This is a genomic window from Foetidibacter luteolus (assembly GCF_009650435.1).
GTDB classification, from domain to species: domain Bacteria; phylum Bacteroidota; class Bacteroidia; order Chitinophagales; family Chitinophagaceae; genus Foetidibacter; species Foetidibacter luteolus.
The window spans coordinates 41,849-66,124 of sequence record NZ_VVIP01000025.1; the positions used below are offsets into that span (position 1 = coordinate 41,849).

The 24,276-nt window shown below is 44.4% G+C and carries 25 protein-coding genes; 10 read left to right on the plus strand and 15 right to left on the minus strand.

Going from position 1 to position 24,276, the window contains the following annotated elements; genetic code table 11:
- Nucleotides 1-331: 331 nt before the first annotated feature.
- The 11 genes from F0364_RS07420 to F0364_RS07470 all read right to left on the minus strand — a co-directional run bounded on the left by F0364_RS07420 (nt 332) and on the right by F0364_RS07470 (nt 7,368).
- Nucleotides 332-715, minus strand: a complete 384-nt coding sequence (locus tag F0364_RS07420; protein ID WP_153797136.1) for a hypothetical protein — start codon at nt 713-715, stop codon at nt 332-334.
- Between the two features lie 91 nt (nt 716-806).
- Complete coding sequence (locus F0364_RS07425) at nt 807-1,472, minus strand: MCP four helix bundle domain-containing protein (protein ID WP_153797137.1); 666 nt, start codon at nt 1,470-1,472, stop codon at nt 807-809.
- A gap of 145 nt (nt 1,473-1,617) precedes the next feature.
- Nucleotides 1,618-1,878 carry a T9SS type A sorting domain-containing protein gene (locus F0364_RS07430; RefSeq protein ID WP_153797138.1) on the minus strand — a complete coding sequence of 87 codons (261 nt, stop codon included), beginning with the start codon at nt 1,876-1,878 and terminating at the stop codon, nt 1,618-1,620.
- Nucleotides 1,879-1,959: 81 nt separating this feature from the next.
- Complete coding sequence (locus F0364_RS07435) at nt 1,960-2,697, minus strand: heavy metal translocating P-type ATPase (protein ID WP_153797139.1); 738 nt, start codon at nt 2,695-2,697, stop codon at nt 1,960-1,962.
- An 80-nt stretch (nt 2,698-2,777) separates the two neighbouring features.
- On the minus strand, nt 2,778-3,362 hold the full coding sequence (locus F0364_RS07440) for a peptidylprolyl isomerase (protein ID WP_153797140.1): 585 nt from the start codon (nt 3,360-3,362) through the stop codon (nt 2,778-2,780).
- Between the two features lie 435 nt (nt 3,363-3,797).
- Nucleotides 3,798-4,364 carry a helix-turn-helix domain-containing protein gene (locus F0364_RS07445; protein ID WP_153797141.1) on the minus strand — a complete coding sequence of 189 codons (567 nt, stop codon included), beginning with the start codon at nt 4,362-4,364 and terminating at the stop codon, nt 3,798-3,800.
- 9 nt (nt 4,365-4,373) lie between these two features.
- Nucleotides 4,374-5,177 (minus strand): hypothetical protein, encoded by an 804-nt coding sequence (locus F0364_RS07450; protein WP_153797142.1) that lies wholly within the window; start codon nt 5,175-5,177, stop codon nt 4,374-4,376.
- A 15-nt stretch (nt 5,178-5,192) separates the two neighbouring features.
- Nucleotides 5,193-5,663, minus strand: a complete 471-nt coding sequence (locus F0364_RS07455; protein WP_153797143.1) for a TlpA family protein disulfide reductase — start codon at nt 5,661-5,663, stop codon at nt 5,193-5,195.
- 172 nt (nt 5,664-5,835) lie between these two features.
- Nucleotides 5,836-6,351, minus strand: coding sequence for a heavy-metal-associated domain-containing protein (locus F0364_RS07460; RefSeq protein WP_153797144.1), 516 nt, complete (start codon nt 6,349-6,351; stop codon nt 5,836-5,838).
- Between the two features lie 11 nt (nt 6,352-6,362).
- A complete protein-coding gene (locus F0364_RS07465; RefSeq protein ID WP_153797145.1) occupies nt 6,363-6,866 on the minus strand; it encodes a cation transporter in 504 nt (167 codons plus the stop codon).
- A 118-nt stretch (nt 6,867-6,984) separates the two neighbouring features.
- Nucleotides 6,985-7,368 (minus strand): HYC_CC_PP family protein, encoded by a 384-nt coding sequence (locus F0364_RS07470; RefSeq protein ID WP_153797146.1) that lies wholly within the window; start codon nt 7,366-7,368, stop codon nt 6,985-6,987.
- 394 nt (nt 7,369-7,762) lie between these two features.
- Between F0364_RS07470 and F0364_RS07475 the strand changes: the two genes are divergently transcribed.
- The 3 genes from F0364_RS07475 to F0364_RS07485 all read left to right on the plus strand — a co-directional run bounded on the left by F0364_RS07475 (nt 7,763) and on the right by F0364_RS07485 (nt 13,422).
- Nucleotides 7,763-9,688 (plus strand): ABC transporter ATP-binding protein, encoded by a 1,926-nt coding sequence (locus tag F0364_RS07475; RefSeq protein WP_235921029.1) that lies wholly within the window; start codon nt 7,763-7,765, stop codon nt 9,686-9,688.
- Nucleotides 9,689-9,782: 94 nt separating this feature from the next.
- A complete protein-coding gene (locus F0364_RS07480) occupies nt 9,783-10,232 on the plus strand; it encodes a DUF3276 family protein (RefSeq protein ID WP_153797147.1) in 450 nt (149 codons plus the stop codon).
- Nucleotides 10,233-10,542: 310 nt separating this feature from the next.
- Nucleotides 10,543-13,422 carry a TonB-dependent receptor plug domain-containing protein gene (locus tag F0364_RS07485; protein ID WP_207632560.1) on the plus strand — a complete coding sequence of 960 codons (2,880 nt, stop codon included), beginning with the start codon at nt 10,543-10,545 and terminating at the stop codon, nt 13,420-13,422.
- A gap of 393 nt (nt 13,423-13,815) precedes the next feature.
- Here the strand turns inward: F0364_RS07485 and F0364_RS07490 are convergent, their stop codons facing one another.
- The 4 genes from F0364_RS07490 to F0364_RS07505 all read right to left on the minus strand — a co-directional run bounded on the left by F0364_RS07490 (nt 13,816) and on the right by F0364_RS07505 (nt 17,038).
- Nucleotides 13,816-14,268, minus strand: a complete 453-nt coding sequence (locus F0364_RS07490; RefSeq protein ID WP_153797149.1) for a GNAT family N-acetyltransferase — start codon at nt 14,266-14,268, stop codon at nt 13,816-13,818.
- A 230-nt stretch (nt 14,269-14,498) separates the two neighbouring features.
- The gene (locus F0364_RS07495; RefSeq protein WP_153797150.1) at nt 14,499-15,155 is read right to left on the minus strand and encodes a hypothetical protein; all 657 of its coding nucleotides are present in this window, start codon (nt 15,153-15,155) and stop codon (nt 14,499-14,501) included.
- Between the two features lie 8 nt (nt 15,156-15,163).
- Nucleotides 15,164-15,814, minus strand: coding sequence for a hypothetical protein (locus F0364_RS07500; protein ID WP_153797151.1), 651 nt, complete (start codon nt 15,812-15,814; stop codon nt 15,164-15,166).
- Nucleotides 15,815-15,877: 63 nt separating this feature from the next.
- Entirely contained in the window at nt 15,878-17,038 is a 1,161-nt protein-coding gene (locus F0364_RS07505) for a serine hydrolase domain-containing protein (RefSeq protein ID WP_153797152.1), read from the minus strand.
- Nucleotides 17,039-17,186: 148 nt separating this feature from the next.
- On the opposite strand from F0364_RS07505, the gene F0364_RS07510 reads away from it, so the two are divergent.
- From F0364_RS07510 to F0364_RS07540, 7 genes are all read left to right on the plus strand, one after another.
- Complete coding sequence (locus F0364_RS07510; RefSeq protein ID WP_153797162.1) at nt 17,187-18,350, plus strand: putative sugar nucleotidyl transferase; 1,164 nt, start codon at nt 17,187-17,189, stop codon at nt 18,348-18,350.
- Between the two features lie 35 nt (nt 18,351-18,385).
- On the plus strand, nt 18,386-19,147 hold the full coding sequence (gene tpiA, locus F0364_RS07515; RefSeq protein WP_153797153.1) for a triose-phosphate isomerase: 762 nt from the start codon (nt 18,386-18,388) through the stop codon (nt 19,145-19,147).
- Between the two features lie 196 nt (nt 19,148-19,343).
- Nucleotides 19,344-20,024 (plus strand): hypothetical protein, encoded by a 681-nt coding sequence (locus F0364_RS07520; protein ID WP_153797154.1) that lies wholly within the window; start codon nt 19,344-19,346, stop codon nt 20,022-20,024.
- Nucleotides 20,025-20,083: 59 nt separating this feature from the next.
- Entirely contained in the window at nt 20,084-20,941 is an 858-nt protein-coding gene (locus tag F0364_RS07525; RefSeq protein WP_153797155.1) for a polysaccharide deacetylase family protein, read from the plus strand.
- 105 nt (nt 20,942-21,046) lie between these two features.
- Nucleotides 21,047-21,640, plus strand: a complete 594-nt coding sequence (locus F0364_RS07530) for a hypothetical protein (RefSeq protein ID WP_153797156.1) — start codon at nt 21,047-21,049, stop codon at nt 21,638-21,640.
- A 94-nt stretch (nt 21,641-21,734) separates the two neighbouring features.
- A complete protein-coding gene (locus F0364_RS07535) occupies nt 21,735-23,039 on the plus strand; it encodes an MATE family efflux transporter (RefSeq protein ID WP_153797157.1) in 1,305 nt (434 codons plus the stop codon).
- Nucleotides 23,036-24,211, plus strand: a complete 1,176-nt coding sequence (locus F0364_RS07540) for a glycosyltransferase (RefSeq protein ID WP_153797158.1) — start codon at nt 23,036-23,038, stop codon at nt 24,209-24,211. The genes F0364_RS07535 and F0364_RS07540 overlap by 4 nt, the downstream gene beginning before the upstream one ends.
- Nucleotides 24,212-24,276 lie beyond the last annotated feature (65 nt).

Sequence of the window (24,276 nt, forward strand, 5' to 3'; positions counted from 1 at the left end):
AAAAGCGGCTTGCATAACCCGGTTTCGACAAGCTCAACCTGACATTCGTTTCCTTAACTTAATGACATTGGGCAACCTGTAACTGGTAACCGGCAACCTGCTTTCGGGTGAGGGATTGCAGCGGCTACCCCGGTGAAGGTCCTGTGTGTCGGCCTTTGTGCCGGAGTAATAGCGGAAAGCCCGACCCCTTGCGATAGCTTGGGGGCACCCCCTGATAATTTTCTTGAAACCGAAAAACAGGGCAGGCAGCCTACCTTTAAGCAAGCATAAGAATACCTGCACCGCTACTTACCGGAACGTTGCGGAAACGAGACAATAAATGGAGAGATCCTCAGGCTGTTTTGGGAGGCTGGAAGATGGAGCGGGTAACCATGTGAAGCGGTACATCATCGTTAAGTACGGTGTATTCAATAATAACCGGTTCTTCGATGGTATGATTAATTTCTATGGGTTGTGGTAACAACGTAGCAGCGGTAAGGCAACACTCGCTTTCGTGGGTTTTAAAGGGCAGTTGCATATCCTGCTTAAAATCGTCATCAATTACTATCTCGCCGGTGTAGTGTTCTTTAATGAAATCTGTAAGGGATATGCCCGGCTGCTCGTGGCGGTGTTTTACAAAGTGCTTTACAAAAAGGGGCAGCTTCAGCAACTGGTATGCATCCGTAGCGCCGAATACATACACAGCAAATAAAAATATAGCCGCCCATTTTTTCATGGGCTAAAGGTAAGGCCGCCGGCGTTGGATGAGAAAAAAAATATTGATACAAGGTTACACTTATGCCAAACGGTACCGTTAAACCACTTCATTAATTCATCATGTGGGTGTGCCTTTGCAATATCATTTTGTTATCGGCTGTGCCTGCGCTTATTAACACAAGCGCCATAACACCCAGCACCAGCAACATAGACACTTCAAAATGCGAAAGCAATACGCCATCGCTGATAATGCTTCTTGAATTGCGGCTAAGGTTTTTGCCTTCGCTAACCTGTATATTGCTCAGGGCATTGAGGTTTTCTACGGCTTTGTCGAAATGCCCGGCCAACACAATACTGCCTTGCAAATTGTTTGATAATCGTTGGGATACTTCCGCATTAAAAGCGGCTGTGTAAAGAGAGAGGTTATTCCTGAACATGCGCCACTGCGTTTTTTCCGCCTCGGTTAATTGTGTTGCCTCGTAATTTTTAATCAGCCTGGCAATAGCATCATCATGCAGTTTGTTGGCCTTAACCAACCGGTCTGCCTGCTGCGGCAAAGGAAGGCTTAGCAGCATTTGTTTTTGGTGCAGGTGTTCGCTTATGCGAAAGATAAATGTTGAGGGCATCAGCCTGTCGTTATAAATGGCAACAACGGCATCATCAAGCCTGGTAAAATTAATACGGTGGGATAGATTGCTTACCAGCATTGCCACGATGATAACCAGCAATACAAGCACGGCCCTTACCTTGTGTTTAACATAATAGGCCCATTTCATACGCAAGCATTTAAATGTGAGATAGTAACCGTAAGTTAACCAATAATCGTCACAAACATTTGTTGAAATAGCTGCCTGTTAATAACGCCGGCATGGCCAGGGATATTTGATTAAGGAGAGACAATTTTACGCTTTGGCAAGCAGTTTAACAGCTTGCATTTTTTACGTAGTGGATGGAACGGATAAATTTATCGCCACAGAAGGCGTTAAGCACATAACGGCCTTCAGCAAGCTCTTCCAAGTTTACACAGGATTCATGCACGCCCTGCTCAAGCGTTTGTTTTACCGTAGTAACAAAATGCCCCTGCACATCCAGTATTTTGATAATGAGCTGCGTGGTTGCTTCTGTAACAACATTGAGGTAATTTTTAGAGATGCCTATTACGGGCTGAGTTTGCTGGAGCATGCGGCAATTATTTTTACGGTTAGCACTTAACGAGTGTGATATCATTTCAAAACAAATGCCAATTAAATGTAATGTTACAGTTTAGCTTATTAAAAAAAGCATCCATAATGCCATGCCGGCCATCAACAGGTCTTCCACAATGGTAACGGTACTCATGGGCAGGTTAAAAACGGCGCCCAGGCATGCGCACTGAATTTTTCGTTTGTTGGTTACGGCCTGTATTACACCTATGCTGCTGAAACCCATTACCAGCACTGTGGCAATATTTACCAATTGGGGATTAAAGCCGGTTAAATATGCCACACCCAGGGCAAGCTCGATAAAAGGGTACACATAACCATAGCCATACCATTTCTTTGCAAGTACGTCATAAGAGCTGTAACTATCCGCAAATCCACGCAGGTTAAGCAGCTTAAAAAATGAAAAGGCAATAAAGAAGCCTGCCATAAAGTTGTTCATCCATGGCATTAGCCATAAACGCCCATTTTGCCAGGCAGTGATAAGCGATATGCCCAGTATGAACCCAAAAACCAGCAGCAGCGGAATGTAAGTCTGCAGCCATGTTTTGGGCACGGCTTCTTCATCCGGCATTTGATGGCTATGTCCGTTACCTTCCATCTCTATGCTGTAATTACCCGCCTTGCTGATTGCCTGCTGCAAAACATCTGTAGATATATGTTTACCCATGCTGATGGTTGCTTGCGGAGACTGCAGTTGCACATCAGCAGAAAGTACATCGCCAAGTTTAAGCAGCTCGCTTTTTACTTTAGCCACACAACCGTTGCACGTCATTCCTTTAACCTTATATGTATGTGTCATAGAATCTATTTTATAACACAAAGTTCCGGCGCTGCCGTGGCCGGAACGTTACACAATTAAAGGTGATTATTGCAGGATTTTTATAAACGTTTAATAGAGTAGATACTTACCTGTGGATCGAAATACTGATCGTTTTCCGGTGCGTGAAAAATTTTTGTAACTACATCCCTTCCCTTAACCACACGGCCAAAAGCGGCATACCCCTGGCCATCGGGGTTGTTTTCACCACCATAATCATAACCGGGCTGGTCGCCGATGCAGATAAAAAACTCAGACCGGGCCGTACCGGGCTCCTGGCGGGCCAGGGATATAGTACCATCTGTATGAAGCAGTTTGGTTTGTTGCGTGGTTTCGTGTGCAATACCTGGCAGTTTTGTTAACCGTTTGTAATTGCTGCCCCAGATGCCGCCCTGTATCAACTCTGATTTAGGTGCATTGGATGGCTGGTTTTCTGTGTTGAGGATGCGGTAAAAGCTGGCATTATCGTACAGGCCGGAATCTACATAACGTAAAAAGGCGGCGGTGGTAACAGGTGCTTGTTGTGTGTACAGTTCCAGCTCTATATCGCCAAACTTTGTTCGTATTTCAACATGGGGAAACTGGCTTTTTTGGCCGGTGCATGCAGCCAGAGCAAACAGTAACAGCCATACGGAGTTTTTAAGCATAACGAGACCTGACATTTAATGCGCTGAAGATAATGAATGATTGTTGTAGGATTAGGTAGAATAAGTGCAAGGTATTTCTATCTTCAGGATGAACATTTTGTACTCATGCCGCTTATAAAGGCACAAAGCGTTCCGCCGGAACACAGGTTGCGTAATGCGCTTATACTACCTAATCCTATGATTGTTGTTCAACTTGGTCATCCCTTTGCATTGCAGGATTGCCAGCTTCTTGTTTAAGCACAGAACCTGCTTGCCAAAGAACCGGCCGGTTGCACTTTCGGGTGAGGGATTGAAGCACAACCAAGTTAAAGCAACGTTTAGTTGCTTTAACGATGGTTGCGAACGCAGTTCCCCCGGTGAGGCCATCGCAGCCGGGCTTTTGTGCCGGAGTATAAGCGGAAAGCCCGACCCCTTGAGATAGCTTAGGGGCACCCCCTATCCTATTTCGTCAATGGGCTTTCGTTTATGCTCTTTTACTTTTTTAAAACTGCCTGGTGTAAACCCGGTTATTTTCTTAAACTGGTTTGAGAGGTGCGCCACACTGCTATATCCCATCTTCCAGGCTATTTCGCTAAGCGAAAGGCCATCGTACACCAGCATTTCTTTGACCCGTTCTATCTTTTGGAGAATAAAAAACTGCTCAATCGTAGTGTTTTCCAGTGTTGAAAATAGCTGGCTTAATGTGCTGTAATCTTTATGCAACTGGCGAGAAAGGTAAACAGACAGGTTTTCGTTTTGCTCTTCCAGGTCTTTATTATACACCAGGTCAATCACCAGGTTTTTGATCCTTTCAACCGTAGCCGCTTTAGCATCTTCCACAATGTCAAACCCCTCCTGCTTCAGTCGTTTTTCAAGTTGTTGCTGTTGCTGTGCTGTTAACGGCTGTTGTAAAACCGCTTTGCCCAGCTCTACACGCTCAAAAGGTATCAACAATTCCTGCAGCACCTGGCCAACCACTTTTATGCACCGGGTGCAAACCATGTTTTTTATCGGTAAATCCATACATCCGGGTTATAAAATGTTGAACAAAAGGTACTCAAACCGAAGCAGGAAACCATTTGGACCGCTGCGGTACATAGAACTGTACAGTTGCTGGCGGTAACCCACATCAATTCTTGCCTGGCTGTTTAAGATTAGTTGAAGCGAAGGAACAACATCCATGTACGACTTTCCGTTATCGCCCAGTGTTTGCCCCAAAAATTCAACCATCAGGTTAAGGTTGGTTTGCCCGTACCCGGTGTACTGCCTGGGCAGCATTAGCTTGCCGAAAGAAAAGCTGTAGTTAACAGCATTGCGGGAGAGTGCTTCGGGCAGCTTATTGCCGGCGCCATTATCAACAGCCTGCACATAACTTACCGATGACGATAGTGCCACTTTGTGCAATAGTTGCGTGGCTATAAGCCCGGCCTGGTAACCGCTGTTATGGCCGTACAATTCTATCTCATCCTGGTGTATAGCGCTGTTATTAATGCTGTACCGGCCAAATGCAGCCATCCTGAAGTGGCGGTGCACATCATCCTTACTTAAAAACCGGTATTTGGCATAAAGGCTGCCACCTTCATTAACAAAAGCTTTTGCCTGGTCGCTAAGGAACATATTGGCATGCAGCATCAACTTTTTATTTGCACCCCACATCAACTCAGGCACAAGGTGGTAATCGTACTTGCCGATGCCTTTTTCTTTCATCAGGTAATTGCTTAACCTGATACCAAGCGAATGCGTTGGCATGTTGCTGGCAGGTTCAGTAACCACAAAAAGTTCCTGTGCCTGCGCAGCATGGGATGCAAGCAATAATAAAAAGAATATTTTTTTCATGTAATCTGCCTGGTTTTAACCAAGCAGTTTCTGCAATAGCTGGTCCAGTGCGTCGTGGTTGGCATTAATGGCAACAAGCTTGCCTTCTTTATCTATCAAAAAAGTATTGGGTATGTAATTAACGTCCCATTTACCGGCGGTATCACCCTTTAAATCCAGCACCTGCAGCCACTTTACGCCATCGTCAAAAATGGCACGCTTCCAGTCATTGCTGTCGCTGTCCAGCGATACGCCGTATATTTCAAAACCTTTGTCCTTATACTTTTTATAGATGGTTTTAAGCCCGGGCACACTTCTTCTGCATGGGCCGCACCAGCTTGCCCAAAAATCAATCAACACTACTTTGCCCTTTAAAGATGACAGCTTTGTGGCCACACCCTTTGCATTGGGCAATTCAATATCCGGCGCAACAGTACCTACTTTGGGTTGAGCCTTTAAACCAAACACCAATAACATTAATGCTATTACAGAAACTGCTTTTTTCATGTATGTTTATTAAATTTTCTTTTGTGGACGAGCTTTGAAACTTTCTTCAACTTCCGTTGAGCAATCCTGCTTGACGAAGCAGTCCCGTAATTACGGAAGAACACTTGTACGCCTGGTAATTTTATTCGGCTTTTCAGCCCGGATATATTAGCCCGGCGGCACTTTACCAATACTATATGGTCACGTGGTACACTTTTTCGCCATTTTCCATCTTCCCGCTTTCAAAGCATTTCATGGTAGTAAAACCGCTGTATTTTTTATGCTCTTTGGATGACGTGAATTGCCTGTCAATGAGAATAATAGTCTTTTCACCATTCAAAGATTGTTCGGGCACATTTAAAAAATGCAGGGATTTGCCGTCCAGTTCCACATGCTTATCGTTACCCACTGCCACGTTGTTAAAGTTAGCTGTAACCTGCAGTTTAGCAACTGAAAAACCTGCATCTACCACAGCCTTGCTTAACTCATCAAAGTCCACAACGGCATCCTTTTTAAATGTAAGGGAATAACTTGACTCCTGTATGTTAGATTTGACTGTTTCAACAAAAGACACCTTTCTCAATGCCTGGTAAACAGCTTTTGAACACATGGAGCAGGTTAGGCCCGCCGCCTGTAATTTGGCGCCGGTTACCTGTGCAAAACTGCCGGTACTAACCAGCAGCGCAAGTATGGTGATAATTTTCTTCATATTGCCCCTGTTTAAGCTTTTTTACATTTACCGTCTTTGCAGCAGTCTGCTTTCTTTGCCTCTTCTTTGCTGCAGCAGCTCATATCTTTTTTGCAGCAACCTTCTTTCGCTGTTTTGTCGCAGCCGTCTTTACAACAGTTGGCAGAGGCTTCATGGTTATGGGCCGCAGAAGCTTTACTACCCTTCCTTTCATATTTGCAGCAGCCGGGCAGCTTGCTGTAAGTCGCATCCGGTGCGGCTACATCCTGCGTATCATGACCAACGGCGGCTACCTTTTCCTGTATTTTGCGGCTGGTTGTAGCGGCGTCGTCATAAGTTACCACCAGTAGTTTGGTATCCTCATCCCAGGTAGCGGTAACAGCCCCTGCTTCTGCAGCGGCTTTTTCAATACGGTTTTTGCACATGCCGCAATTGCCATATACCCTTATGGTATCAGTATGTGTTGCGGGCGCCGCAAAAGAAATAAAAGAAACGAGAACAAATAAAAGACTGAGAATGATATAACGCGTTTTCATTGTATTTGTAATTTGAAAGTTTGATAAAATTAAGGCAGGTGCATCAACACTACTACAGCATAAAGCTTATAGTCTGTTGAACGCAGTAATCAGGAAATCTAACAGAAAAGTGCAGGTATCAAACTCTAAAAACGCGGTTTTTAAGGTAGAGTGGCGATTGGGAAACAAGCGGTGGCCCATGGGCCCAGCTATTCACTACAACACTATTATCGTACGGGATTTGTACTTGAATAAGCGGTGTTTTTTCAGCAGGCAATGCCTCAAAAACAAACTGGAAGGCGGCGGCAACATATTTGTGTGCATCACTGATCTTAACAATCTTGACTTCATCCTTACAGCAATCTCCTTTCTTCTTCATGCCGCATTTGCCACAAACAGCATTTTCGGATGCGTGCAGGTCTATAGAGGAAAGCTCGTTCATGCAATAGTGCAGGTTAAGCACTACACCGGAACTTATACCGAGGTAGAGGACAGCAATTATGGCAGTAACAAACTTTTTCACTCCGCAAATTTAATGGTAATTACGAATTACGCGGTAACAAGGATGGCAGCATTTGTGAAAAGCAAGGTAAAATACATGGGATGGGTTATAATAAAAACCGCATTATTAGGCCGCCCCGGGGGTATGACACACTCATTGTTCTATATAAAACCGGCCTGCAACAACTACAGCAGGCTACACCTTAGGGTGAGGGATTGCAGCGGATACCCCGGTGAAGCCATCGCAGCCAGGCCCTGTGCCGGAGTATGAGCGGAAAGCCCGACCCCTTGCGATAGCTTGGGGGCACCCCCAAAAGCAAGTACGAAGAAAGAAGTACGAAGTACCCATAATATGTAAGATGTACGATGTGGGATGTACGATGTAAAAATATGTGGGGTGTACGATGTAAAAAAATATGAAGTATGAAGTTGACTTTGAATTGTTGCCGATTATACAAAAGATTGAAAAAATAGCCGGGGCTTGTGATGCATCCGGTAATTTCGTGCAAAACACATTGTGGATGAAGCATCTTGCGGCGCTAAATAAATATTTCTGGAAATATCGCTACCGTTTTTTTACAGGTATTTTTTTTGTTATTGCCTCTAACTACTTCGCCGTGCTGGCGCCGGAAATTACAGGCTATGTTATTAATAAAGTACAGGAACTGATTACCGGCCAGCCGGGCCAACACAAGGAGCGATTGCATGATTACTTCATATCGCTTTATATAGACTGGGTTAAACAATATAGTTACGGCACACTTGTAACTGTTTGCTGTATTACCATTCTTGTACTGGCCCTTTTGAGAGGCGTACTGATGTTTTTTCAGCGCCAAACGATTATCGTAATGAGCCGCCACATAGAGTATGACCAGAAGAACGAAGTGTTTGAACACTACCAGAAACTGGACGCATCGTTTCTTAAAAAGCACAGCACCGGCGATTTGATGAACCGCATGGCGGAAGATGTAAGCCGTGTAAGAATGTATGTTGGCCCCGCTGTTATGTACCTGGTAAACCTGGTTACCCTTATTGTGTTTTGCGTAATAAACATGTTGCGCACTGATAAGGATTTAACGCTGATGGTATTGGCACCACTGCCCCTACTGGCCATAATAATATATGTTGCCAATACCGCTATACACAAAAGAAGCGGCAGGGTACAGGCCTTACTGTCTGACCTTACGACCAATGCGCAGGAGTCTTACTCCGGCATTAGGGTTATTAAATCTTTTGTGCAGGAAAAAGCGATGCTGGGCTTTTTTAAAAACAACAGTGAGGAATACCGGAAAAACGCTGTGGGGCTTGCCAAGCTGGAAGCTGTTTATTTTCCCAGTATGACGCTAATGATTGGCTTTAGCACACTCATTACCATTTTTATTGGAGGCAGGCAAGTGTTAGCCGGAACAATTGATGTAGGCACCATTGTAGAGTTCGTTATTTATATCAACATGCTCACTTTTCCCGTTAGCGCCATCGGATGGACGGCCAGCATGATACAACGTGCGGCGGCATCTCAAAAAAGGCTTAATGAATTTCTACAAACAGAACCATCCATTAAAAACGCACCTTCGGCCTATGAAGGCAAGCTTAACGGAGATATTGTTTTCAATAATGTTTCTTTCACTTACCCATCAACCGGTATTAAAGCGGTTAACAAATTTTCGTTACATATAAAACACGGCGAAAAAGTAATGATACTGGGCAAAACAGGCAGTGGCAAAACAACGCTGGCACAGTTGCTGTTGCGCTTTTACGATGTTGACGAAGGCGCCATAACTATCGGCGGCAATAATATAGAGCGCATCTCCCTGCAATCTTTACGCAACCAGGTAAGTTACGTGCCACAGGATGTGTTTTTATTCAGCGATTCCGTAGAGGGCAATATTGGTTTTGGGTTACCTGCATCCCCATCAAAAGAACAGGTTGAAAAAGCTGCTGCCAGCGCTGGCGTACACAAGGAAATCCTTCATTTAAAAGATGGCTACAATACTATATTGGGCGAACGCGGCATAACTTTAAGCGGCGGGCAAAAGCAACGCGTATCAATTGCCAGGGCATTGATAAAAGATCCAGAGATACTTATACTAGATGATTGCCTGAGCGCTGTAGATGCCAAAACTGAAAATGAGATAGCAGCTAATCTATATAGTTACCTGCAAGATAAAACAGCCATCATTATCACACACCGTATTTTCACATCTTTCAAATTTGATAAAATCATCATATTAGAAAATGGCCGCATTACCGAGCAGGGAACCCACGAACACCTGTTAGGTTTGGATGGCTATTATGCCGAATTGTACAGGCTTCAGCTAACCACCGAGGAATCAGTTGATTAATCGTTACAAAATTTTTATGAAAACTTTGATAAATTCAAAACAATACTATATTTGTGATTCCTCAACCAAATCAATAACCAAATAAATTTCACAAGTGGCGTACGAAAACAACGACAAGAAACTGGAAAGTGTTTACAGCAAAAGAATAAGGGCAGGGAAAAGAAGAACTTACTTCTTTGATGTTAGGGCAACCCGTGGAAACGACTACTACCTGACCATTACTGAAAGCAGGAAGAGGTTTAATGATGATGGTTATGACAGGCATAAAATTTTTCTTTATAAAGAAGACTTCAACAAATTCATTAAGGCCCTTGGCGAAGCGGTTGACTATGTAAAAACCGAACTGATGCCGGATTTTGATTTTGACGCCTATAACCACGACTATTCTGAAGCGGGTGAAGAAGTGGTTGTTGCAGAAGTAGAAGCAGCGGCGCCGGTTGCAGTTATTGCTGAAGTGGAAGAACCGGTTGTGGTTAGCATTCCCGCTACCAATCATACCAACCACACTAACCATACCGCAACTGAAGAAGTTGACAAATGGTAATTAAAATCATACTTAAACAAAAAAGCCATCTTTAAAACGAGATGGCTTTTTTGTTTAAGGAATGTTACGAAGAATAATACCAGGTAACAGGCAGATAATAAATCCGATCACAAATTCAAAGCTCCTGTTTTCTTAATCTTTCTCATCATAAAGCCAACGCTCTTTATTGGGTTTATGTCCAAAAAAATTTACTGCTTACAAACTTTTACTACCGCCATGTATGGCACGGAAACACCCGCCGCCGCTGCAAATCCACTCTGAAAGATTGCATTAAATCTGCTATTTTTGCCTTTTTCCAATGTCCCCCAATATGCACCAAAAAACACCGCTTAACCACTTCATTGCAATCGCGATTTCGCTATTAGTTTTTACAACGGCTTCTGTAGCCCAAACACGTATTACCGGCATGATTAAAAGCAGCAGCGGGCTGGCTGTGCCTTACGCGGTTATTGTTGTTAATGAGACAAAGCAAAACTTTGCCAGCGACAGCCTGGGAGCCTTCAGCTTTACCGTTAGCCATGCGCTGCCTGTAACACTTACTTTTTCATCCACCGGCTATGTGCAAAACAGGCTGACAGTTACATCGGCAGCCTACCTTACTGTTGAATTAAGCGAAGAATTCCTTGATTTACAACAGGTAACCGTAGCAGCCATGCGTACAAACGTGCTGTTGATGACAGCTCCCGTTTCCACGGAAAAAATTACCGCTGCGACATTGCAGGCCGCCCCTGCCCCCAACTGGTACGATGCCATTGGCAACCTTAAAAGCGTGGATGCTGTAACATCTGGCATGCTGTTCAGAACCTACAGCACCAGGGGTTTTAACCTTAGCGGAAACAATAGGCTTAACCAGTTTGTGGATAACATCAGCAGCGAGCTGCCTTCTCTCAACTTTGCCCTTGGAGGCTTTGCCGGCCTTACGGAGCCGGATGTAGAGAGCATTGAATTGCTGAGCGGCGCATCTTCCGCATTATACGGGCCGGGCGGCATGAACGGCACCATCATTGTGCAAAGTAAAAACCCGTTTACTTACCAAGGGCTTGACCTGCAGGTAAAACAAGGTATTAACCATGTTAACAGCAGCACACATAATGCATCCCCTTACTACGATTTCTCAGGTAGATGGGCCAAAAAATTAAGCTCTCGTTTTGCAGTTAAAATAGCGGCGCAGTACATTGAAGGTACAGACTGGATAGCTTCAGACAGCAGCGACTATTACCGCCCATCCGGCAGCAACAATGGTTACAGCATACCAGGCGACCGGCAGTCGGATGCCAACTATGACGGTGTAAACGTATATGGAGATGAAACTACCCTTGACATAAGGGGCAGCAGCACGCCGTTTATACAATCTGTACTGGCATCTATTACAGACCCTGTTGCAAAGGAACAGGCCACCGCCATTATGCAGCCATATCTTACCGGCAATGCATTAAACGTAAGCCGCACCGGTTACAAAGAAACAGATATCATCAACAGCAAAACGCGTAACCTTAAATTAAGCGGCGGGCTGTATTACAAGCTGGGCAAAAGCATGGAAGCTTCAGCCGTGGCCAATTTTGCATCCGGCACAAGCGCTTATACCGGGGCCGACCGTTTTTCGCTTAAAAGTTTTTCCGTTGGCCAGTATAAGCTGGAACTCAGGAATACCAACTGGCAAATAAGGGTGTATACCACGCAGACAAAATCCGGCGACGCGTATAATGCCACTATTGCCGCACGTATGTTTAACGAGGCCTGGAAACCCAGTTTTGACGCAGCCAACCCCGCAGGAAGCTGGTACCCTCAGTATGCCGGCGCTTTTGTAAATGGCGCTACCAGCATTTATGGCCAGGCTTATGAAAAAGCGCTTGAGACCATGCAACCGGCAGATGCCGCAATCGCGGCCCAAAACACCATGCTGGGCCAAACTATGGCCATTCACAATGCAGCCAGGGGCTATGCGGATATGGGGCGGCCTGTTGCCGGCTCTGCCGCGTTTAATGAATTACTCACCACTGTAAGAAAAAAGCCGATTCCGCAAGGCGGCCTCTTTCTTGACCGCTCCGACTTATACCAGGCAGAAGGCCAATACAACCTTACCGACAAGCTCAAAATCGGCCATACCGGCAGCAGGCTGGAAGTGTTGGTGGGCGGTAACTGGAAACAATATGTGCTCAACTCATCCGGCACTTTGTTTGCCGATAAAGATGGCCCGATACATATTAACGAATGGGGCGCTTACCTGCAGGTAGCCAAAGCATTGTTCAACAATGTGCTTAAGCTTACAGCTTCCGGCCGTTACGATAAGAATGAAAACTTCAAAGGCCGGTTTACACCGCGTTTTACCGGTGTAATAACACCCGCTAAAGACCATCATTTCAGGCTTTCCTGGCAAACGGCTTACCGCTTTCCCACTACGCAACAGCAATGGGTTGACCTTGAAGTGGGTGGCGGCACAAGACTGATAGGCGGCCTGCCTTACTTTAGGGATAAATATAATTACAGCAGCAATCCCTGGTACACGCTGGAAAGTGTGCAGGAATTCGTAGCCACAGGCGACCCGGGGAAACTGAGAACTTATACCCCCGCTGATTTTAAACCGGAGTCTGTAAGTTCTTTTGAAATAGGCTACAAAGCTTTGCTGGCCAATAAATTACTGGTTGATGTTTATGCTTACCAGGCCCGCTATAAAGATTTTATTGGCCGGGTAGTTACCATTCAAAACAGTGCCGCCGGGGCTATGGACTTTGCCAATAGTTTTTCCTTTTCCGTTAACAGCAGCAACCGGGTAAAAACGCAGGGCTGGGGCTTATCGCTTGATTACAGCCTGCCGCAGCGCTTTTTTGCTACAGCCACCCTATATTCTGACGTAATAAAAGATGTTCCCAAAGATTTTATTGCCGGCTTCAACACCCCCAAATACAGAGCCGGCGTTGGTTTTGGCAACCGCGGCTTTGGTAAAAAAGATATGTTCGGCTTTAACATTATCTGGAAATGGCAGGATGCTTTCCTCTACGAAGGCGAATTTGCCCGTGGTAACCTGCCGGCCTTCAGCACGGTGGATGCACAGGTTAGCTGCAGGTTGACTAATGTAAAATCACTGATAAAATTAGGCGGCACCAACCTGCTTAACCATTATTACCGCAACGGCTTCGGCAACCCATACATCGGCGCTTTGTACTATGTCAGCTATGGCATAAGCCTGTGATATGTTAGATGTTTGATGTGGGATGTACGATGTAAACAAGTACGATGTACGAAGTACGAAGTATCTGTGATATGTGAGATGTTTGATGTGGGATGTACGATGTAAACAAGTACGATTTACGAAGTACGAAGTACCTGTGATATGTTAGATGTTTGATGTGGGATGTAACAAGTACGAAGTTTAATGTAGACCCCTACTCACTACTCACCACTCACTATTCATCATTCACCATTCACCATTCACGACTTATGGTACCAGCGACATTACTCCGTGGCATCGCCTGTTGCGTCGCAATCACTTCATCGTTCAGTTCATTGGGCAGCTTTTCAGCCCATATAGTATATAATCAAAGAGCGCCTGCGGCGCCCTTTGCTTGTTTAATAATTACAACAGTTACAGGTTGATGGCGCAGTTAATCCATTCCGCGTCAAAAGCGGCATTATACTTTTTGTAGAAGTTAATAGCAGGTTCATTCCATCCCAGCACCTGCCATACAATACCACTGAACTTTTTTTCTTTTGCCTCTTCAATTAACGCATCCAGCAACAGTTTGCCAATGCCTTTGCCCCTCGCGGCTTCTGTAACAATAATATCTTCCAGGTACATGCGCTGTCCCTTCCAGGTGGAATAACGAATATAATACAGCGCAAAGCCGTAAACTGTTTTATCTTCTCCTTCGGCTACCAGTGCCCACCATACAGGGTTGCTGCCAAAACCGCTTTCTTCAAAATGCGCTAATGTTACGGTTACCTGTTCCGGCGCTTTTTCGTAAAGGGCTAATTCTTTAATTAATTCCAGCAGGCGGGGGCAATCTTCTTTAACAGCCTTGCGAATGGTAATACTCATAGTTGACAGTATAAAAATGGGACTGCAATATAGAAAATCTATTGAGGCGAATGCGGCGGCGAAGTTCCACCCTCAGTTTCATCTACCCGGGCCTGAAAAGCCGCCCAATGAACTGAACGATGAACGGATTGCGACGCAACAGGCGATGCTATGAAAATATGTCGCTGGTACCATAATGTTGAGTGGTGAATGGTGAGTGAGGAGAGCCCGCTTGTTTTGCAACTGAAGTACTACATCTGAACTTCTTTTACAAGAGCAATAATGTCCTGCGGTTTGGTGAAGTCTATCTCTTTTTGTTTGCTTAGTTGCCTTATCAGCTTTTCTTTGCCAGGAAATACGAGGATGACCTGTTTAAGGCTGTTGGCTTTATAATAATTATACCCTTTTCTAAGCCATAACTCCTGTTTCATTTTTACCTGGTATTCGTATGGCAATGTAAGGTCGTAAGCTTTACCACCATTGATGAGAGAACTGATGCCTGTATTGCCTGCAGCGGCAGATGTAATGCCATAGCCAAGCTGTGAACCGGTTCTTAATACGCGGCATTTGTATTCGCCGTAAAGTGCAACAGGCGTTGTGGCTAAAACTTCATAAAAAACCTTATTTACAAAAACGAATTTTTTATCAAGAATGTACACTGTATCAACATCTTCCGGATGCGCCATGGCAAGACGGATACCACCACGCTCAAAGATCATTTCCTGTGTGAGCGTATTGTAGTTAAGCAAATATTGCTGTCTTCCGCCAGATTTTAGCAGCACTGTACCAATGTGAAAACTGTCCAGCGCATAATGGGTAATGGATACCTGCCTTTCGGGCGGCGGCAGGGTAGATTGCGCCTGAACAGTTGTTACATATATAAGGCTAAGAAGAAATAAATACTTCATACGGCTTGTTAGCTTTGAATGCTCCTGATAAGCATAGCCACTTCCAAGGGCTTGGAAAAATTTACATTGTTCTCCTTATCGTAGGTTTTGATAAGGGTTTCTTTGTCAGGAAAAACCTTTTCTATTTGCTTAAGATTGTTGGCTTTTAAAAACTGGCCACTTTTGTACAGGAAGTATTGCCTGCGCATGGTAACCTTATAGTCATCGGGCAACTTAAGGTAGTAAGACCTGTTGGAGTGCTGCATCATAGACACATCGGTATTAGCCGAAGCATCGGAACTTAAGCCATAGCCAATAACATTGCCGGGGGGCTTTACTGTACAGATATACTGAACGCACAACGCGATGGGTGTTCCTGTAAGCACTTCATAAAACTCTTCGTTTACAGGTATAAATTTGCGGCCTTCTATTATGACTGTATCCACATTTACAGGGTCTGCAATTGCCAGGCGTTTGCCCCCCTGTTCAAAAATCATTTCATGTGTAAGGGTATTGTAATTAAGGAGTGATTTATACTTTTGGCCGTTTTTAAGGAAAACTGTACCGCTGTAGAAAGTGTCCAGTGCATAATGAGACAACTGTACCATGTTAGCATTGTTGGCGGGCTGGGCAGAAACCTGCAGGGAAAACATTAGCGCCGCAATCACCAAACATCTCATAAAGGAAATTTTGAGTTAATGTATTAACCCGAAAATACAATTTTATTCAATGTAGCAATCCGGCTATTCTTCCAGCGGCCCCTCGTTTCGTTTGCCGTTGAAGATATAAGACATGTTTTTGGCGTGGTATATATTGCCATTTACCTTATTGCCCAGCACTATGATGGTTACCTTGTTTTGCACCAACCTTGTAAATGAGGTATTGCTTCCATGCCATTTACCGTTGTGATAAACAATGGTATCGCCATTGTTATAGAACAAACGCCAGCCCATGCCGTAGTTGTGCATGGAAGGCCTCTCGTGGCTGGTGGCTGTAAAAGCAGAGTCTAATGTATTCTTTGAAACAAAACGGTGCTCGTACAAAGCTTTGTCCCAGTTAAGCATGTCGCGGGGGGTACTGTAAATGTTTTTATCGCCATAGGTACAATCCGTATGGTCCATCCCATAGGCCCTGTTACCGGCAGTGTAAGTAGGTACATAGCTGGCGGTATCGGTGATGGAAAAAACAAAAGTGTTATTCATACCCAGGGGCCTGAACACACTGTCACGCATGTACTGGGGGTAAGATATGCCTGTTACTTTTTCAATAATCATAGCCAGCATAATGTAATTGGTGTTACAGTATTGAAAATGCCTGTCTGGCAAGTTGGTGATTGGGGGCTTGTACTGCATCATAAAGTCAACCACGTCCTGGTTGGTAGCTTTCTTCTTCATATCCCAGCGTTTCCTGTCAAGAAAGTACAGGTAGTTAGGCAAGCCGCTGCGGTGGTCCAGCAGGGTTTTCACCGTTATACCCTGGTAGGGGAAACCTGGAAAAAATTTCTGTATAGAATCGTATAAGGATATCCTTCCCTGCTCCCACAACTTTAGCACAGTTGTACCTGTAAAAGTTTTTGAAACAGACGCCAGGTGAAAAGGTGTATTGGCGTTGATGGAATCTTTTTTATGGGGCACATCAATAAAACCATGATAAGCTTCAAACAACACAACGCCATCTTTTGCTACGAGTATGCCCCCGTTAAAGCCCTTTGTTTCCAGGTTATGAATGTAGTAATCTTCAATGGAATCATGCAGGGCCTGTATTTGTTCCGGCGTTAAAGAAGAATGAAGTGAATCCGTTGGTGCTTTGCCGGCGGCTTTCTTTTTGTTATTGGCTTCAGAAGAACAGGAGCAGAAAATAAATATGATGCAAAGAATATATGTAATAGGTTTCAATCTGGTCATTCATCAGTGTTTTTACGGAGCAGCATAAAGCCCACGGAATAACAGTTATTTTTTACGAAGTGGCAAAAATAGCAGCGAAAACTATTCATGCTTTACTATGTGAATAATATTACCTATACATTTACATTTATCAACAATTGTGAATTATATGGTGCTTTTTGACCAGCCTGCACATGCGTTTTTATATCCTTTTACTTACACCCGTTCGGTTGCCGATATACGGATGGGCATACTAACCATGCGCCAACGCTGGCAACTGTTACTGAACGAAGCTATATGGGTAGATACTTTGGAACACCTGCGCCCAATATACCCTGCCCCACCCTATGGCGAACACCTTTTTGTAAACGCCGCCATTATGCCCGATGCCAGCCTGGTAGAAAAAATAAAAGGCTTGCATAGCGGGCAGGCTTTATATGATGAGGATGTGCTGATAGCCTGCCGCTCAACCGGCGCCAGCCTGCCGGCAAGAGAAACTTTTACCAGCATTATTAATATTAACGGGCAGGTAAAAAAACTAAGCTACCCCTGGCAAATATTCCAGCATAATGCAGGGGCGTTGCAACTGGACTATCAACTGCTTACTGCAGGCCGGCAAAGCCACCCCCTCTCCCCTACCAACAATGTTATTAACGCCGCACAGATTTTTATAGAGCAAGGCACCCATATTGAATATGCAGTTCTGAATGCCACAGACGGCCCCATTTACATAGGCAACAACGCTACGGTTATGGAGGGCAGCTTTATTCGCGGGCCGTTTTCACTTGGCGAAAACGCCGTTGTAAAAATGGGCGCCAAAATATATGGCGCTACTACTATTGGCCCGCATTGTACAGCAGGTGGCGAAATAAAGAACAGCGTGATGTTCGGTTACAGCAACAAAGCACATGATGGCTACCTGGGCGATTCCGTTATTGGTGAATGGTGCAATTTTGGCGCAGGTACCAGTAACAGCAATGTAAAAAATACCGGGGCCGAAATAAACATGTGGGTACCATACCAGCAGCAGTGGGTAAGCGCAGGTAACAAATGCGGCGTGCTGATGGGAGATTATAGCAGAACGGCCATCAACACTTCCATAAACACCGGCTCTGTAATAGGTATATGCTGTAATGTTTTTGGCGAAGGTTTTACGCCCAGGGTATTGCCCGATTTTACCTGGGGCATTACCGGCCTTACAAGGTATGAGCACAGCAAAGCCTTGCGTGACATTGCCAACTGGAAAAAATTTAAACAGCAGCAACTTACAGATGCAGATGCTGCGGTTTTGAAACATATCTTTGAGCACATTTCAATTCCCATGCCCTGGTAAAACTTAAACATTAAAAAAAGAGTAACAATCAATTTATGAGAAAGCAAATAGCAGCCGCCAACTGGAAAATGAATCTAACCCTGCAACAGGGTGAAGAATTGTTAGACAATATCCTGTCGAAAATATCATCCGTTGAAGAGGGCCGCCAGGCGGTGTTTGCCGTACCTGCCCCTTACCTGGTAATGGCACAGCAAAAAGTAGCCGGCAAGCAGAACATTTTTGTAGCCGCACAAAACTGCTACAGCAAAAAATCGGGCGCTTATACCGGCGAAATCTCCGTTGAAATGCTGCAAAGCCTCGGCGTTACATTCGTAGTGCTTGGCCACTCAGAAAGAAGGGAATACTTTAATGAAAGCAACCAGTTGCTTGCCGATAAAATAAACATTGCGCTGGAATATAACATCACTCCCATTTTTTGTTGCGGCGAACCTTTGGCTATAAGGGAAGCCGGGACACAGAATGATTTTGTTGCACAACAGTTGGAAGAATCGCTGTATCATTTGTCAGCGGAGCAACTGCAAAAAATAGTAATCGCTTACGAACCCATCTGGGCCATAGGCACCGGTAAAACAGCCAGCAGCGCCCAGGCCGAAGAGATGCATGCTTTTATACGTTTGCAACTGCAGGACAAATATGGTATAGATGTGGCTGAAAGCATTACGATATTGTACGGTGGAAGCGTAAAAGCTGCCAATGCGAAAGAACTGTTTGGCCAGCCGGACGTTGATGGCGGCCTTGTAGGCGGCGCATCGCTGATAGCCGATGAATTTGTTGCTATTATCAATGCGTTAAAATAAGTTAGTTTCAAGTGTGTCAGCAGGGCCAATCGAAAGATTGGCCTTTTTTGTGAGGAAAGATTTGAATACCAGCATTGGTACCTTGTGGCGACTTCGTTGCGTCGCAATCACTTCATCCTCCGGTTTTTCATGGCGACATTTAAGCGAAACCAGCCTCAATGATTATCTTCGGACTGCAAATCAATTGTAATAACCCATGAACCAATCAGACTCCCAAAAACTAAACGAAACAGACCCCGAGGACATCGGAGACGTTTTGCGCATAATTGAAAAATCATTTGACATTAAATTCCATCACAACGATTTCGCACAAGTAAAAACCTACGGAGAACTGTGCGATGTAATTGTAGCAAAACTTGCATTGGCCAAAACCAACCATTGCACTACGCAACACACGTTTTACCAGGTCCGTCAAGCTATTGCTGCAACGCAGCTTATCAATCCGGACGCCATCCGCCCGGATACAAATATGAGCGAATTGTTCCCTAAAAAGGGAAGGCGGAAAAAAGTAAAACAACTTGAACAAAGCCTTGACCTGGAGTTGTATCTCCTCTCCATGAACAATAAACTGTCACTGGCTTTAACAGCCTGCTTTTTAGTGTCATTCATCTGTTTCTTTTTTAGCTGGAAGCTGGCCTTAACCGGCATCCTTTTCTTTACGCTTGTAACATGGGTTGCCCACAAATTCAGCAACAGCTTTAACGAACAAACAACAGGAGCTTTCGTAAAACGGCTTACAACAGAGCATTACATGCACTTTAACAAGCACCGGGATAAAGTTGATGGCGGCGAAGTGCAACGAATAATTAATGAATTATTTACAGACAGGCTTGCCATTAGCAAGGAAGAATTGCGCAGGGAAACCCTTCTTGGCTGATAATGAATTTTAAGGATAGCATTTTTTTGCATTAAATTCAATCCCCAAATTGCCAGCTTATGAAATCATCAATGCTTGTTCTGTTAATCATCTTTTTGCTTTCTGGCCTGTGTGCCCAGCAAGCCCCTCCTCGCCTTATTGTACGTGGCGATGATATGGGTTACACCCACTCAGGTAATGAAGCTTTGATTAAATGCTCCAATGAGGGCATCCAGACGTCTATCGAAATTATTGTGCCCTCGCCCTGGTTTCCCGAAGCGGTAAAAATGCTGGCGCAAAACCCGGGCATTGATGTAGGCATTCACCTGGCGCTAACCAGCGAATGGGACAATGTAAAATGGCGGCCACTTACTGACTGTCCCAGTCTGCGGGATAGTAACGGCTACTTTTACCCCATGGTTTATCCCAACAAAAACTATCCCGGGCAGGCTATACTGGACAATCAATGGAACATAACTGATGTGGAAAAAGAGCTGCGGGCACAAATAGAAATGGCTTTGAAGCTGATACCGCGTATCAGCCACCTATCATCCCACATGCTCTGTACCAACTTGTCGCCCGAAACAAAAGACCTTACCAAAAAACTGGCAAAAGAATACCACATTGATATTGACCTTGAAGAGCACGGTGTGCAATACATGGGATATGACGGCCCCCACAAAACAGCATCGGAAAAAATAGAAAGCTTTCTGCGCATGCTGGATAAACTGCAGCCCGGCAAAACTTATTGGTTTATTGACCATCCGGGCCTGGATAACGAAGAACTGCGTGCAGTACACCATATAGGTTACGAAGAGGTAGCCATGGACAGGCAGGGCGTTACGGACTTGTTTACAAGCGAGAAAGTAAAAGCGGCTATTAAAGAAAAAGGCATAAAGTTGATTAGTTATAAGGACTTACTGAGCGATAAAAAATGAGACACACTATAAGAAAAATTAGCAGTAACATGCTCACCAGTATATTATGAGGAAACAAAATATAGCAACAATTTATATTTGCAGCATCTATTTTGAATACATAAAATGAAACATATTGTATCCGTATCACTCTTATTGATACTAATTGGCTGTGCAGCCAAAACACACAGGAATGCTGAAAACAAAGACACTATCACTACAACAGGCCAGGGAGATACGCAACAATTAGTTTCAAGTAATCCCGTACCTACCATAGAAAGCAACCGGGAATATGCTCAAAAACTGATTTCCGGAGAAGTTAAGGCCTCTGATGATGAGAAAACTTTTGCATGGCTGGATAGCTTACAATCCGGAAACTTTGAAACCCGCCAGCTTGCGTTTAAAGTGTATGAAGCCATAGCCTCAAAATCTGATGGCTCTGTGAGTGAAGTTATCGGAGGATATATGAAAAAATACTTATCGCTTTTTCCAAAAGAATTCCTGCAAAACGCGGCACACCTGTCGGCCGGACAACAAAATAAATTATACGAATTTATTGCCTTTGAATTTTATGCTTCCGGATCCGGATACAAAGCCGACCTTGAAGACTACTTTAATGAAACCAACGCTAATTGTATGAATTGTAGTCATGAAGAAAGATTATCCCTTGCATCCATAAAAACAATGATAGAAGAATGGGTTAAAAAAACACAAGACTAAATGCTTACATGATTAACCTAATTCTGATCATTCAAAGATTTTATCTCCTAATTTCATTGCCATGTTTCAATAATGCAAACAGCCACCTTCTTCCATGACACTACCAAAGATTTTAGCGCAAAGTTTTTTATGGAGGGGGCTCTACTTTTTTACACTGCTGTTATTAAATGTATTTGTTTCCCGGTACTTTCAGGCGGGCAATGCAGGCTGGATATTTTACCTGTCTAACCTGTTTTCATTCGTGTTGCTGGTTGCGAGCCTTAGTGCAGAATCAGGCATGACTTATTATGCCAGCCGCAACGACATTGCGGCAGGCAAACTGGTGTCGTTCATTTTTTTGTGGGTAATACTCATTGCGGCTGTAATTTTTCTTTTCTTTTCCAATGTACTGGCATACATGCCCGAACAAAGCATTGGCCGGGATGATTTCCTTTTTTTCAGCATCTGCTATATACCCGGCATTTTGCTTACCAACTATTTCACTATGCTGTTTTATGTGCAGCGTAATTACCTGTTGCCCAATTTGCTGATGAGCCTGCTGAACGTTGCATTGATTTTTATCATCGCCAGGCAAACACCTTCAGCCGGCTATGACCCGCTCATTCTACATACTTACTTTTTATACTTTATTGCAACAGGTATAAGCCTGGCCCTGGCATACTGGCTGGTCAACCGGCATACTTTGCAACTGGCTATGCTTTCGCAGCGGGAATTTATAAAACTTATGCGTTTCTCGTTAAAAGCATTACTGGCCAACGTGCTGTTCTTCCTGGTTTACCGTATTGATTACTGGTTTGTGAAAAACAGCCCATCCTGCAGCAGCGCTGACCTGGGCAATTACATACAGGCCAGCAAGCTGGGACAAATGCTGCTCATTATTCCACAGATTATTGCCGCCGTTATTTTTCCGCAAACAGCCAGTGGTGCGGAAAGGGCAACCATTAATACCAGCATTACAATTATCAGCAGGCTTTTTTCACAGGCATTCCTGCTTATACTCGCAATAGTGCTAATTAGCGGCCGGTGGTTGTTTCCGTTTGTATTCGGGGAAAGTTTCCAAGGTATTTATCTTCCTTTCATGCTGTTGCTGCCGGGCATTTTCTGTCTTTCAGTATTGGCCATGCTATCAGCCTATTTTTCCGGCAAGGGAAAAGTGAATGTAAATGTTACAGGCGCTGCAATTTCGCTGATGGTAGTGGTAACAGGCGATTACCTGTTTATTCCCAATTACGGTATTGCTGCGGCAGCCATAATAAGTACCTTAGGTTACGCCACGGGATTAGCTTATTCCTTGTATTGTTTTTATAAAGATTACAAGGTTAACTTGAGCAGCTTTTTTGCATGGCGGCGTTCAGACTACGGCTGGCTGGCAGAAATGATTGACAAAAAGAAAAAATGAATGCACTTTGGTTAACAAGCTGGTACCCCAACAGCAGTGACAGGTATAAAGGGGATTTTATCCAGAGGCATGCTTTTGCAGCATCCCTTTATAACCGTATACAGCTAATACACATAGAGATAGCAGAACGAAACAGTCTTACCACTTCTACAGAAATAACGGAAACAACAAATGCCAACCTGCATGAAAAGGTAATCTTAATAAGGGCTTCCGGGTTGCCCTACCCATTTAACAAGGCTGCGGATTACCTGCACTACCTGTTAACCTTCCAAAAACATATAAGGCGGCACATTGCCCAAAACGGTTTACCACATATCGTTCATGTACACATAGCCATGAAGGCCGGGCTGGCGGCATTATGGATAAAAAGAAAATGGCACATACCCTACCTGCTTACAGAGCACTGGACGATTTATAACTCAACCGCCCCTGACCGGTTTGAGCATAAAAGCTTTCTGTTCAGGTACTTTAACAGGCTGGTTGTAAAAAATGCCGCTATGCTTTTACCCGTTAGCAACAACCTGGGCGATGCCATAAAACAGAAACTTTACCCCACAACTTCACAGAGAGTATTGAATGCCGTAGATACCAGCTTGTTTTATTACCAACCCTCAACAAACAAGGATAGTTTTTTATTGCTGCATGTATCTGTTATGAATGCCCAAAAAAACCCGGAAGGTATTATAAGGGCTTTTGCAGCTTTGCATAAAACAAACAGCCATACCAGGCTAATGATGATTGGCCCAAATGCCCCTGGTGTAGCGGCTATGCCGGAAAAACTTGGCCTACCACCCGGCAGCATCACATTTACAGGTGAAATTGCTTATGCTGAAGTGGCCGCCTGCATGCAGCAGGCCGATGCGCTGGTTATGTTTAGTTATTACGAAAACATGCCTTGCGTAATACTGGAAGCCTTGTGCTGTGGCCTGCCGGTCATCAGCACCTGGGTTGGTGGCGTTGCGGAAGTGGTGAATACGCAAAACGGCTACCTGGTTACAGCCGGAAATGAACAGGAATTGCACGGGGCTATGTTGGAAATGATAACCCATTACAATCGTTTTAACCGGAAGGAAATAAGCGACGCGGCGCAAAAAGATTTTTCGTACCAAACAACAGGCGCAGCAATGTCCGGCATATACCTGTCAGTTACGGGCAGGGGAAACACCGAATAATCCTCCTGACTTGTCCCCCTCGGATTTAGTGCGGTTATAATTATTTGATTTTCAATTACATTATT

Bases quoted from the DNA above. Each gene is read 5' to 3' on its own strand.
- F0364_RS07505 (WP_153797152.1), bottom strand. From the start codon at position 17,038: ATGACCAGATTGAAACCTATTACATATATTCTTTGCATCATATTTATT.
- F0364_RS07525 (WP_153797155.1), top strand. From the start codon at position 20,084: ATGAAATCATCAATGCTTGTTCTGTTAATCATCTTTTTGCTTTCTGGC.
- F0364_RS07510 (WP_153797162.1), top strand. From the start codon at position 17,187: ATGGTGCTTTTTGACCAGCCTGCACATGCGTTTTTATATCCTTTTACT.
- F0364_RS07440 (WP_153797140.1), bottom strand. From the start codon at position 3,362: ATGCTTAAAAACTCCGTATGGCTGTTACTGTTTGCTCTGGCTGCATGC.
- F0364_RS07520 (WP_153797154.1), top strand. From the start codon at position 19,344: ATGAACCAATCAGACTCCCAAAAACTAAACGAAACAGACCCCGAGGAC.
- F0364_RS07475 (WP_235921029.1), top strand. From the start codon at position 7,763: ATGAAGTATGAAGTTGACTTTGAATTGTTGCCGATTATACAAAAGATT.
- F0364_RS07485 (WP_207632560.1), top strand. From the start codon at position 10,543: ATGCACCAAAAAACACCGCTTAACCACTTCATTGCAATCGCGATTTCG.
- F0364_RS07445 (WP_153797141.1), bottom strand. From the start codon at position 4,364: ATGGATTTACCGATAAAAAACATGGTTTGCACCCGGTGCATAAAAGTG.
- F0364_RS07540 (WP_153797158.1), top strand. From the start codon at position 23,036: ATGAATGCACTTTGGTTAACAAGCTGGTACCCCAACAGCAGTGACAGG.
- F0364_RS07530 (WP_153797156.1), top strand. From the start codon at position 21,047: ATGAAACATATTGTATCCGTATCACTCTTATTGATACTAATTGGCTGT.
- F0364_RS07535 (WP_153797157.1), top strand. From the start codon at position 21,735: ATGACACTACCAAAGATTTTAGCGCAAAGTTTTTTATGGAGGGGGCTC.
- F0364_RS07500 (WP_153797151.1), bottom strand. From the start codon at position 15,814: ATGAGATGTTTGGTGATTGCGGCGCTAATGTTTTCCCTGCAGGTTTCT.
- F0364_RS07495 (WP_153797150.1), bottom strand. From the start codon at position 15,155: ATGAAGTATTTATTTCTTCTTAGCCTTATATATGTAACAACTGTTCAG.
- F0364_RS07435 (WP_153797139.1), bottom strand. From the start codon at position 2,697: ATGACACATACATATAAGGTTAAAGGAATGACGTGCAACGGTTGTGTG.
- F0364_RS07425 (WP_153797137.1), bottom strand. From the start codon at position 1,472: ATGAAATGGGCCTATTATGTTAAACACAAGGTAAGGGCCGTGCTTGTA.
- tpiA (WP_153797153.1), top strand. From the start codon at position 18,386: ATGAGAAAGCAAATAGCAGCCGCCAACTGGAAAATGAATCTAACCCTG.
- F0364_RS07455 (WP_153797143.1), bottom strand. From the start codon at position 5,663: ATGAAAAAAGCAGTTTCTGTAATAGCATTAATGTTATTGGTGTTTGGT.
- F0364_RS07490 (WP_153797149.1), bottom strand. From the start codon at position 14,268: ATGAGTATTACCATTCGCAAGGCTGTTAAAGAAGATTGCCCCCGCCTG.
- F0364_RS07430 (WP_153797138.1), bottom strand. From the start codon at position 1,878: ATGCTCCAGCAAACTCAGCCCGTAATAGGCATCTCTAAAAATTACCTC.
- F0364_RS07460 (WP_153797144.1), bottom strand. From the start codon at position 6,351: ATGAAGAAAATTATCACCATACTTGCGCTGCTGGTTAGTACCGGCAGT.
- F0364_RS07465 (WP_153797145.1), bottom strand. From the start codon at position 6,866: ATGAAAACGCGTTATATCATTCTCAGTCTTTTATTTGTTCTCGTTTCT.
- F0364_RS07420 (WP_153797136.1), bottom strand. From the start codon at position 715: ATGAAAAAATGGGCGGCTATATTTTTATTTGCTGTGTATGTATTCGGC.
- F0364_RS07450 (WP_153797142.1), bottom strand. From the start codon at position 5,177: ATGAAAAAAATATTCTTTTTATTATTGCTTGCATCCCATGCTGCGCAG.